Source organism: Peterkaempfera griseoplana (genome assembly GCF_001418575.1).
Lineage (GTDB): Bacteria > Actinomycetota > Actinomycetes > Streptomycetales > Streptomycetaceae > Peterkaempfera > Peterkaempfera griseoplana.
Window position 1 is genome coordinate 1 of record NZ_LIQR01000255.1, and the last position, 9944, is coordinate 9944.

Annotated in this window: 9 protein-coding genes; 3 read left to right on the forward strand and 6 right to left on the reverse strand. The window is 73.2% G+C overall.

Translation table 11 applies throughout. From position 1 onward, the window contains the following. Positions 1 to 32: 32 nt before the first annotated feature. Together AOK09_RS19300 and AOK09_RS19305 are read right to left on the reverse strand one after the other, a co-directional pair. The gene (locus tag AOK09_RS19300; RefSeq protein WP_055588461.1) at positions 33 to 755 is read right to left on the reverse strand and encodes a FadR/GntR family transcriptional regulator; all 723 of its coding nucleotides are present in this window, start codon (positions 753 to 755) and stop codon (positions 33 to 35) included. A 284-nt stretch (positions 756 to 1039) separates the two neighbouring features. After that, on the reverse strand, positions 1040 to 1600 hold the full coding sequence (locus AOK09_RS19305; RefSeq protein ID WP_079063223.1) for a DinB family protein: 561 nt from the start codon (positions 1598 to 1600) through the stop codon (positions 1040 to 1042). A 609-nt stretch (positions 1601 to 2209) separates the two neighbouring features. Here AOK09_RS19305 and AOK09_RS19310 point away from each other — a divergent pair. After that, positions 2210 to 3055: a serine hydrolase gene (locus tag AOK09_RS19310; RefSeq protein ID WP_245687369.1), complete on the forward strand. Its 846-nt coding sequence runs from the start codon at positions 2210 to 2212 to the stop codon at positions 3053 to 3055. 156 nt (positions 3056 to 3211) lie between these two features. Here AOK09_RS19310 and AOK09_RS19315 read toward each other — a convergent pair whose 3' ends face one another. Next, the gene (locus AOK09_RS19315; RefSeq protein ID WP_079063224.1) at positions 3212 to 4924 is read right to left on the reverse strand and encodes a dolichyl-phosphate-mannose--protein mannosyltransferase; all 1713 of its coding nucleotides are present in this window, start codon (positions 4922 to 4924) and stop codon (positions 3212 to 3214) included. 143 nt (positions 4925 to 5067) lie between these two features. Between AOK09_RS19315 and polX the strand changes: the two genes are divergently transcribed. Then, positions 5068 to 6831, forward strand: a complete 1764-nt coding sequence (polX, locus tag AOK09_RS19320) for a DNA polymerase/3'-5' exonuclease PolX (protein WP_055588464.1) — start codon at positions 5068 to 5070, stop codon at positions 6829 to 6831. Between the two features lie 54 nt (positions 6832 to 6885). On the opposite strand, the gene AOK09_RS19325 is transcribed toward polX, so the two are convergent. Further along, positions 6886 to 7323, reverse strand: a complete 438-nt coding sequence (locus AOK09_RS19325; RefSeq protein ID WP_055588458.1) for a glutaredoxin domain-containing protein — start codon at positions 7321 to 7323, stop codon at positions 6886 to 6888. A gap of 273 nt (positions 7324 to 7596) precedes the next feature. Here AOK09_RS19325 and AOK09_RS19330 point away from each other — a divergent pair, with 273 nt between their 5' ends. Then, the gene (locus AOK09_RS19330; protein WP_055588459.1) at positions 7597 to 8415 is read left to right on the forward strand and encodes an SDR family oxidoreductase; all 819 of its coding nucleotides are present in this window, start codon (positions 7597 to 7599) and stop codon (positions 8413 to 8415) included. A 72-nt stretch (positions 8416 to 8487) separates the two neighbouring features. Here the strand turns inward: AOK09_RS19330 and AOK09_RS19335 are convergent, their stop codons facing one another. Both AOK09_RS19335 and AOK09_RS19340 read right to left on the reverse strand, forming a co-directional pair. After that, positions 8488 to 9357, reverse strand: coding sequence for an LLM class F420-dependent oxidoreductase (locus tag AOK09_RS19335; protein WP_055588460.1), 870 nt, complete (start codon positions 9355 to 9357; stop codon positions 8488 to 8490). 297 nt (positions 9358 to 9654) lie between these two features. Beyond that, the coding region (locus tag AOK09_RS19340; protein WP_169797048.1) for a helix-turn-helix domain-containing protein at positions 9655 to 9944 on the reverse strand (290 nt) is incomplete at its 5' end.

Below are 9944 nucleotides of genomic sequence, written 5' to 3' on the forward strand. Positions count from 1 at the left end.
GCCCGGGGGAGTCACGGAGGGGCTGTCGGTCCCTACTTGCGCGCCGCGTTCTCCGCGAGCAGCTGCTCCACCGCGGCGGTCGGCTCTGCGAGCAGCGCCCGGCAGGCGGCCTCGGCCCGGTCGGGGTCGCCGCTCTCCACCGCGTCCACCAGGGCCGCATGGGTCGGGACCGCGACCTCGGGCATGCCGTGGTCGCCGAACGCGGCCTGCATGGCCTCCCTGACCGAGGCGCTGAAGTAGCCGTACACCTCGATGAGCGCCGGATTGTGCGTGGCTTCCACCAGTGCCGTGTGGAACTCCAGGTCGTGCTCGACCGTGGCGGCGCGTCCCGACCGTTCCGCATGGGTGGCCAGCACCGCGGCCTCGGCGGCGAGGGCCGTATGCATCCGGGCGAGGTCCGCGGGGGTGTGGCGGACGGCCGCGAGTCGGGCGGCCTCGACCTCCAGTGCGCGCCGCACCTCCAGGACGTCGCGGACGCCCGAGCGCTGCACGCCGCGCAGTACGGACGCCGGGTCGGTGGTGGAGCGGACGAAGGTGCCCTCGCCCTGCCGGGAGGCCAGCATCCCGGCGTGCACCAGCACCCGGACCGCTTCGCGGACGGTGTTCCGGCCAACCTGGAGGCTCTCGGCCAGTTCATGTTCGGTGGGGATGCGGTCGCCCACCTGCCAGGCGCCGGAGAGGAGCTGCTCCCGCAGCTGGTCGATGGCGGCGTCCACCAGCGAGCGGCGTCCTGCCGCGTGCAGGCCCCCACTCATGGCGTTCACCGCTGCTCCGCTCCTTGCCGCCCGTCCTGCTGCCCGGTCATCCTACAACCTCCTGCGACCTGCACTGACGTGTGGCTCGGGGGTCGGCGACGCGAGTCGGCCTCCTCGCCCCGGGGCACCGCCACGACCGACCGGGCCGGGGAGTCGGTCACGGGCGACGCGGCGGCGTAAGGGTGCGTGCGTAGTGCCGAAGGAGCCTGCTCACGCAGGCATCCGTCACGCTCCGGGCGCCCGCCCGACGGCCCGGCGCTGCGGGCCGGGCCGCCGGGCGGCGCTCACTGGCCGACCCTCCCGTCGATGCACTCGCGCAGCAGATCGGCGTGCCCGCAGTGCCGGGCGTACTCCTCGACCCGGTGCACCAGCAGCTCCCTGACCGAGATCCCCTGCCTCCCCAGACGCTTGCCCAGGTCCGCGTGCTCGGCCAGCGCGGCGTCGGTGGCGGCCTGCTCGCGCGCCAGATCGGCGTACGCGCCGTCGACCACGCTCTGCTCGGCGACCGCCCCGTCGAAGTCCGAGTCCCGGGGGCCGTACAGCTTCGGCAGCGGATCCCCGTCGCTGATCCAGTTGCGCCAGTCCCGCTCCACCTCGGCCAGGTGCCGGAGGAGGCCGAGCAGCGACATCGTGGACGGCGGGACGGACCGGCGGGACAGCTGCTCGGCGTCCAGGCCCTCGCACTTCATCCGCAGGGTCATGCGGTAACCCGCCAGGTAGTCCTCCAGCGTCGGCAGCTCGCCGTCCGGGCTGGGTCCCTGGTTGTCCCGGGGGTCGTCGTCCGGGTCCACCCACATGTCGGGGTGGACGGTCGCCTGGCTCCATCGCTCCAGTTGGTCAGTCATGCGCTCCATGCTGGTCTGCGAGGGGCCGGGGCCGCCAGCGTGTTTTCACAGCGGTGATCACATCCGGACCGTACGGCGGCCCGGGGCCGGAACCGTCGCACCCAGGCCCTGGGCAGGGGGAGTTCGCGCACGCTGCCGGAGCGGTGTCGGGCGGCGGTCCGGGACGCCGGCCGGGCCGGACCGCTGAACGCCGGCCATCGCCTGGGTCCGGTCGTTGACCATGCGTCTTGTGAATGCGTCCCAACCACTGCGGCAGACGTCGTGCCCGCCGTGAGCTGCAGGGGACCGCCGGCGTCGGCCTCGGCTCTTCACCGGAGGCCCGGCGCTCGTGACGGCTGATCCCCGCTGCCGCACACCGCGCAGAGCGCCGTGCGGCAGAGGTCCGGGCGCCCCGGCGGGCCGGTCGGGCGGCCGTGTGCTCGCCGGTGCGTTCCTCCCTGGCGCAGGGGACGGCCCAACGGTTCGGAAGCGAACCGTTTTCCCAGGGAAATCAACTCGAGATATTCACCCTGGAGGCTTTCGGCAAGATCCCGTACATCGTTCGCATATGCCCCACGGCCACGGCGACCGGTGTGCCCTGCCCACTGCTCCTCCCCGAAAGCCCTGCCTGTGCGCTCCTTCATATCCAGGGCGACGCGCCGGACCGCGCCGCTCGCCCTCGCTCTCGCCCTGCTGCCGCTGGCCGGCCTCGCGCCGTCCGCCGAGGCCGCCACCGGGCCGGTGTGCGCCTCGCGCACCGCACCGGCGCTGGCCGCCAAGCTGTCCAAGGACATCGACGCGGCGCTGTCGGGACGGTCCGGCACGGTGTCCGTGGCCCTGTACGACCGCCGCACCGGCACCGGGTGCTCGCTGGGGTACGACCGCCACTTCGACTCAGCCAGCACCGTCAAGGTGACCGTGCTGGCCACCACGCTGCGGCGGGCGCAGGAGCAGCACCGGGCCCTGACCGCGAACGAGCAGCGACTGATCACCGCCATGATCACCCAGTCGGACAACGACTCGACCACGGCGCTGTGGACGTCGCTGGGCAGCGCCCGGGTTCGGGCCTTCCTGACGCTGGCGGGAATGACCGAGACCACCCTGGACCCGGATGGACACTGGGGCCTGACCCGGATCACGGCCCGCGACGAGCTCAAGCTGCTCGCCCTGCTCGACTCGCCCAACAGCGTGCTCACGCCGGCCTCCCAGTCGTACGCGCTGAAGCAGATGGCGGCCGTCGTACCGTCGCAGCGCTGGGGCACACCGGCCGGCGCCCCCGCGGGCGTGACCGTGCGGGTGAAGAACGGCTGGCTGTCGCGGTCCACGCTCGGCTGGCGGGTTCACAGCCTCGGTGACTTCGCCCGCGGCGGCAGCACCTACCGTCTGGTCGTGCTGACCCACGGGAACGCCACCATGGACTACGGCATCGGCACCATCGAGCGCGTGGCCCGGGCGGTTCACCGCGACCTCAACTGAGCGCGGCGCGCCCACGGAGGCCCGGGCCACTCGCCGAGACCGGGGACGGGTGCACATGAGTGCCGCCTGCTCACGCCGCGGCCGGTCCGGGGCCGAGGGCTTGTCTGACACTTCCCGCCTGGCGCGAATTGTCAGACAAGCCCTCGGGGGCGGCGCTCAGATCCAGCCGGTGAACCACATGCGGGCGTTCCAGGCGGAGTACGGGATGGTGTCGCCCGTGTAGACGGGGAGGAAGTAGCCGAAGTTGAGCATGATCAGCAGCACCAGGACGCCCGCGGCCGCCGTGCCCTGGATGCGCCTCGTCCGGCTCGCCCCCGGCGGGCCGGACATCGCCCCCACCGTCATCGCCACCGCGAGGCAGAGGAACGGCGCGAAAGCGACCGCGTAGAAGGAGAAGACGGTGCGGTCCTGGTAGTGGAACCAGGGCAGGTAGCCGGCGCCGACCGCGCACAGCACGGCGCCCGCGCGCCAGTCCCGGCGCAGCGCCCAGCGGTAGAGCAGATACACCAGCGCACAGCACCCCGACCACCACAGCAGCGGTGTGCCCAGGGCGAGGACGGTCTGCACGCAGCCGGCCGGGGCGTGGCAGCCCTGTTCCCCGGCCTTCGGCGACTCGTAGTACTGCAGGACCGGGCGGCCGAGGACCAGCCAGCTCCACGGGTTGGACTGGTACCGGTGGGGTGAGTGCAGCCCTATGTTGAACTGGTAGACCTGGTACTCGTAGTGCCAGAAGCTGCGGAGGGTCGCGGGTATCCAGGACCAGGTGCCGCCGCGGTGGTCGGCCCAATGCCGGCCGTAGCCCTTGTCGGACGCGAACCAGCCGGTCCAGGTCACCAGGTAGGCGGCGGTCGCGGTCGGCAGCAGCGACAGCGCCGACCAGCCCAGATCCCTGCGCAGCACCGCCAGGCAGGGGCGGCGGGCCCCGGCCAGGCGCCGGGAGCCGACGTCCCACAGGACGGTCAGCACGGCGAAGAAGGCCAGGAAGTAGAGGCCGTTCCACTTGGTGGCGGCCGCCAGGCCCAGCAGCAGCCCGGCTCCCACCCGCCACGGCCGTGGTCCGGTCCCGGCACGGTCCGCCGTGGCGGGGTCCGGACCGGCGAAGCCCTCCTCGTCCACCGGCAGGGCCGCCGCGAGCCGGGCCCGTGCCCGGTCCCGGTCGACCAGCAGGCACCCGAACGCCGCCAGCACGAAGAACATGACGAAGATGTCGAGCAGCGCCACGCGGCTCATCACATACTGCAGGCCGTCCGCGGCCATCAGCGCCCCGGCCAGGCAGCCCAGCGCCGTGGAGCGGAACAGACGCCGGCCGATCCGGCAGAGCATCAGCACCGACAGGGTGCCCACCACCGCGGCCATGAAGCGCCACCCGAGCGGATTCAGGCCGAAGAGCCACTCGCCCGGTGCGATCATCCACTTGCCCATGGGCGGGTGGGCCAGGAAGGACCCGGTGTCGGAGAGCGGGATCACCTGGGGGGTGCCCAGGACCTGCGGGTCGGCGACGGCGCGGTCCGGCCAGGTGCCCTCGTAGCCGAGGGTCAGCAGCGACCAGGCGTCCTTGGCGTAGTACGTCTCGTCGAAGACGAGGGCGTGGGGGTGGGCGAGGTGCCAGAAACGGGTGACCCCCGCGAAGAGCGTGACCAGGAGCGGGCCGAGCCAGCCCGTGCACCTGGCGGCCCGGTGCGCCGCCGCCGGGCCGAGCCCCAGGGCGTCCCACAGGCGGGTCCCCGGTTCGGGGAAGGGCGGGACCAGACGCGCGCGGGTGTCCGCACGGCGCGGCGCCGCGTACCCGAACCGGCGCAGTCGTCCGGCCCAGGGACTGCGGTCCGGTTCCGGGGAGGCACCCGTCTCGGGCAGGGCACTGCTCAGCATGCGGGGTCTCCGTGGTGCTCGGGAACGATCAGGTTCTGCTGGGAGCGATGGTGCTGCGGACCGGACCGCTCGTGCCCGTACGACGGAGAAATCGCCTCGCCGCCGAGCGGCACCGACCGGCCCCCTCCCTCAGACTGGTGTATGTGGCCCGGCGCAACAAGGAGGTCGAGGCGCTGCTCCAGGAGTACGCCGACCTGCTGCTGATCACCGGTGGGGACGCGTTCAGGGCGCGTGCCTACGAGAAGGCCGCGCGCGCCCTCGGCAGCCACCCTACCGATGTCGCAGACCTCGACGTCAAAGGCCTCCGCGAGATCCCCAACGTCGGGAAGTCCATCGCGGAGAAGGTCGCCGAGTACCTGGCGACAGGCCGGCTGCCCGCCGTCGAGGAGGTACGCGAGCAGATCCCCGCCGGGGTGCGGGAACTGCTGGCCATCCCCACCCTCGGCCCGCACAAGGCCATGACGCTCCACGAGGAGCTGGGCATCTCCACCGTCGCCGAGCTCAGCGACGCGATCCGGCAGGAGCGGCTGCGCGGACTGAAGGGGTTCGGCCCCAGGACCGAGGAGAACATCCTGCACGGCATCGAGCTGCTGCAGGCGTCCGGCGGACGGGTGCCGATCGACGCGGCGATGGAGGTCGCCGAGGAGATCGTCGCGGCGCTCTCCCAGGTGGCCGGCTGTGAGGGATGCACCTACGCCGGTTCGCTGCGGCGGATGCGGGAGACCATCGGGGACGTCGACGTCCTGGTCGCCGCCCTCGACGCCGAGCCGTTCATGCGGGCCTTCACCGAGCTGCCCCAGGTCGCCGAACTCGTGGTGGGCGGCGCCAAGAAGACCTCGATCCGGACCACCAAGGGCCTCCAGGTCGACCTGAGGGTGGTTCCTCCCGAGTCCTGGGGCGCGGGGCTGCAGTACTTCACCGGATCCAAGGCCCACAACATCCGCACCCGCGAGCTGGCCGTGCGCCACAAGCTCAAACTCTCCGAGTACGGCCTGTTCGACACCGAGAGCGGTGACCTGCTGGTGTCCAGGACCGAGGAGGACGTCTACGCCAGGCTCGGCCTGCCCTGGATCCCGCCGACGCTGCGCGAGGACCGCGGCGAGGTCGCCGCCGGACTGAAGGGGGAGCTTCCCGACCTGGTCACCGAGGACGACCTGCGCGGCGACCTGCACTCCCACACCGACCTCACCGACGGCCTGGCGACGCTGGAGCAGATGGTGGAGGCCGCCGCGGCCCGCGGCTACGCCTACTTCGCCGTCACCGACCACGCCCCCGACCTCGCCATGCAGCGGATGACCGACGCGAAGATGCTCGCCCAGCGGGAGCAACTCCGGGCCCTGGACGGCCGACACCGCCGGATGCGGCTGCTGCACGGCACCGAACTCAACATCGGCCCCGACGGCGGGGTGGACTGGCCGGAGGAGTTCCTGCGCGGCTTCGACCTGTGCGTGGCGTCCGTCCACTCCCACTTCAACCAGCCCGCCGAGGCCATGACCCGCCGTCTGATCCGGGCCTGTGAGCACCCTTGCGTCAACATCATCGGGCACCCCACCACCCGCATCATCGGCAGGCGCCCGGGCGTCGACGCCGACCTCGACGCGTTCTTCGCCGCCTGCGCCCGCACCGGCACCGCACTGGAGGTCAACGCCCAGCCCGACCGGCTCGACCTGTGCGACGAGCACATCCTGCGGGCCAGACGCCACGGGGTGAAGTTCGCCGTCAACAGCGACGCCCACTCCACCCCCGCCTTGGACGCCGTGCGCTACGGAGTCGGCACCGCCCAGCGCGGCTGGCTCACCAAGGACGACGTCATCAACACCTGGCCGCTCACCCGGCTGCGCCGCTTCCTGCACAAGGGCGGCAAGGGCGGCAAGGGCGGCAAGGTCGGCGGGGGCGGCCGCGGCTGACCCGCTGTACGGCCCGCCGGGGGACGGCGGAGCGTCCGCCGCCGCGCTCGGCGGTCACGAGGAGGGGAAGAGCTGCTTCCGTACCCACTCGGGTTCGGGGTTGACGTGCGGCCGGCCCGCGACGACGACGGTGGGCACCGTCTCGTTGCCGTCGTTGGCCGCCCTCACCACCGCCGCTCCCGCCGGGTCACGCCAGATGTCCACCCAGTGCAACCGCTGGGCGTGACGGCCGAGGCGGAAGCGCAGCCGGAGGCAGTAGAAGCAGCCGGGGCGCCAGAAGACGACCGGCCGTCCGTCGGCCGCGCTGCGGCGTTGCGCCTCCGGGGCGGTGACGGACCTCGGGAAGACCAGCGGCGAGTGCACCACCGCGAGCAGCACGAACACCACCAGGAGTGCCGCGGCCGAGCCGGGGTGCCCGCCCACAACCGGCCCGGTCGCAGCGACCGTTCCGCAGAACATCAGCACTGCCGGCAGGATCCAGGGGCGCATCATGAGGACCAAGGCTATCGATGAGTCGACATGCTCACCGAGCCGGGTCGGCCGTGGAGCCGGGTCAGCGCCCTGTTCCGGGGCAGGAGGGCGCCGTGCCCGGCCGAGGCGGCCGGACCGGCACCACCCGAACTCGCCGGCAGCCCCCGGTCTTCGCCCTCCGTGCCCCCGTGACGATGTGCGCCCCGTGAGTACGCCCCTTGCGCCGGTGTGGACGCGGGCCGGCTCTGCCACGATCGGCGCACATCGATCCGCTCAGGCCGATCAGGGGGAAGCATGGCACGGCGATGGCTGATCACCGGGTGCTCGTCGGGGCTGGGACGCGCCCTGGCCGCCGCCGCGGCGCAGTCGGGGGACCTGGTGGTCGCCTCCGCGCGCAGGCCGGCCGATGTCGAGGACCTGGCGCGCAGCTATCCGGACCAGGTGACGACGGTGCCCCTGGACGTGTGCGACCCGGCGCAGTGCGAGGCCGCGGTGGCCTACACGGTCGGTTGTCTGGGCGGGGTGGACGTCCTGGTGAACAACGCGGCGACGGGACTGCTGGGCACGGTGGAGGAGGTGTCCGACGAGGAGCTGCGGGTCCAGCTGGATCTGCTGGTGGTGGCTCCGTGGCGGCTGGCCAGGCTGGTTCTCCCGTCGATGCGGCGGCAGGGCGCCGGGCACATCGTCAATGTGTCCTCGCTGGCCGGCCGGATGGCGTTCCCGGGTCTCTCCGCCTATGTGGCGGGCAAGTACGCCCTGGAGGGGATGAGTCAGGCCCTGGCCGTCGAGGCCGCGGGGTTCGGGGTCCGGGTGACCGTCGTCGAGCCGAGCCAGTTCGCCACGCGCTACGGTGCGGCCCTGACCGAGGCGGCCGTACGCATCCCCGCCTACGCGGAGGTCACCAGGCCGATGCGGGAGGGCATGCGCGGTATGGAGGACAACCCGGACCTGGGGCGGCCCGAGACGTTCGCCTCCCATGTCCTGCGGCTGGTCGCGTCGGCTGACACACCGACACGGGTGCCGGTCGGTGAGGACGCGTACGCCTTCCTGGAGGCGGCCGAGAAGGCCGCCCAGCGGGAGCTCCAGGCCGCCAGGGCCTTCGTCCTGCGCTGAAGCCGCCGCCCCCGGTGGCGACCCCCGGACGAGCGGACCCGGACGAGCGGACCCGGACGAGCGGGCCAGGGCTCACGGGTGATCGGTGATCCAGCGATCGGCGAGGTCCGCGACCCAGCGTGCGGCCTCGTCGGGTGTCGACGGCGGCGCCGCCACCACGACCAGTTCGGTCACGCCGATGCCGGCCAGACGGGGGAGCAGTCCGGGGCTGCCGTCGCTCAGTGAGACGGCGACGGTGAGCTCCCGCAGCGTGCGGCCGTGCCGTTCGCAGTGGGCGGCGAGGGCCGCGACCCGCTCGGCGACGGCGGAGGCGGTGAGGTTGAACCCGTACCAGCCGTCGCCGAAGGCGGCGACCCTGCGGAGGGCCGCGTCGCTGTTCCCCCCGACGACGACCGGGATCCTGCGGTCGCGCAGCGGCTTGGGGTTGACCCGGACGGCGTGGAAGCGGGTGAACTCCCCGTCGAAGGACGCCACGTCGTCGGACCAGAGGGTGCGCAGGGCGGCGACGTACTCGGCCGTGCGTCGGCCCCGGTGGGCGAACGGGACGCCCAGCGCCCTGAACTCCTCCTCCGACCAGCCGATACCGACGCCCAGGGTGAGCCGCCCGGCGGAGAGGACGTCCAGGGTGGCGGCCTGCTTGGCGAGGACGACCGGGTTGTGCTCGGGGAGCAGGAGCACACCGGTGGCCAGGGAGATCCGGCTGGTCGCCGCCGCGGCACAGGTCAGGGTGAGCAGGGGGTCCAGCCAGTCCGCGTCGGCAGGCACGGCGATCCGTCCGTCGGCGGAGTACGGATACCGGGACGCCGGGGCGTCCACCAGCACCACATGCTCGCCCGACCACAGGGTCGCGAAGCCGTGTGCCTCGGCGGCGCCCGCCACCGCCCGGATGACCTCCGGGCGGGCACCGTCGCCGATGCCGAGCGCATGCAGTCCTACCTGCATCGGACACCTCGTCGAGTGTGCTGGTGCCGTCCGGGCGCAGACGCCGTGGAGCCCGGCGTCCGCCTCTCCCCAGGATCAGGCAGGGCGCGGGGAACCGCGGTTCGGCGCGCTCGGGGGCGGGGCGGCGACATGTCCGCCGCGCCCACCGGGTGCGGGGACCCGGTCCACCGCCGGCCCCTCCGGCAGGATCACCCCGAGGGGGAGCGGCGCCGCCGAACGGACGCCGACCTGCGGCCACCCTGACCGGCGGTGTCCCGTGACCGCCGGGGGCGTGCACGGACGACGGGCCCGGGGCCCTCAGCCGTCCGTCCCGTGCTCCGGTCCCAGCCAGCCCCGAGCCGCCGCCCGCAGGGCGATCTGGAAGCGGGTCTTCGCGCCCAGCGCGTTGCCCGCGTCGGTGACGTGCTTCTGCACGGTGCGGCGGCTCACCTTCAGCACCCGGGCGATGGAGTCGTCCTTCAGGCCGGTGGCCATCAGCCGGAGGATCTCCCGGGTCCGCTCGTCGACCGGGGGCAGGTCCGGACCGGCCGAACGGTCCGGTCCGCCCGGGCGGTTCAGCCCCCTGGGTCCGCCCGGGCCCTCCGGAC

What these genes read in the sequence shown, in the direction of transcription:
- AOK09_RS19300 (WP_055588461.1), bottom strand. Translation starts at nt 755, where the DNA reads ATGAGTGGGGGCCTGCACGCGGCAGGACGCCGCTCGCTGGTGGACGCC.
- AOK09_RS19305 (WP_079063223.1), bottom strand. Translation starts at nt 1,600, where the DNA reads ATGACTGACCAACTGGAGCGATGGAGCCAGGCGACCGTCCACCCCGAC.
- AOK09_RS19335 (WP_055588460.1), bottom strand. Translation starts at nt 9,357, where the DNA reads ATGCAGGTAGGACTGCATGCGCTCGGCATCGGCGACGGTGCCCGCCCG.
- AOK09_RS19330 (WP_055588459.1), top strand. Translation starts at nt 7,597, where the DNA reads ATGGCACGGCGATGGCTGATCACCGGGTGCTCGTCGGGGCTGGGACGC.
- AOK09_RS19315 (WP_079063224.1), bottom strand. Translation starts at nt 4,924, where the DNA reads ATGCTGAGCAGTGCCCTGCCCGAGACGGGTGCCTCCCCGGAACCGGAC.
- AOK09_RS19325 (WP_055588458.1), bottom strand. Translation starts at nt 7,323, where the DNA reads ATGATGCGCCCCTGGATCCTGCCGGCAGTGCTGATGTTCTGCGGAACG.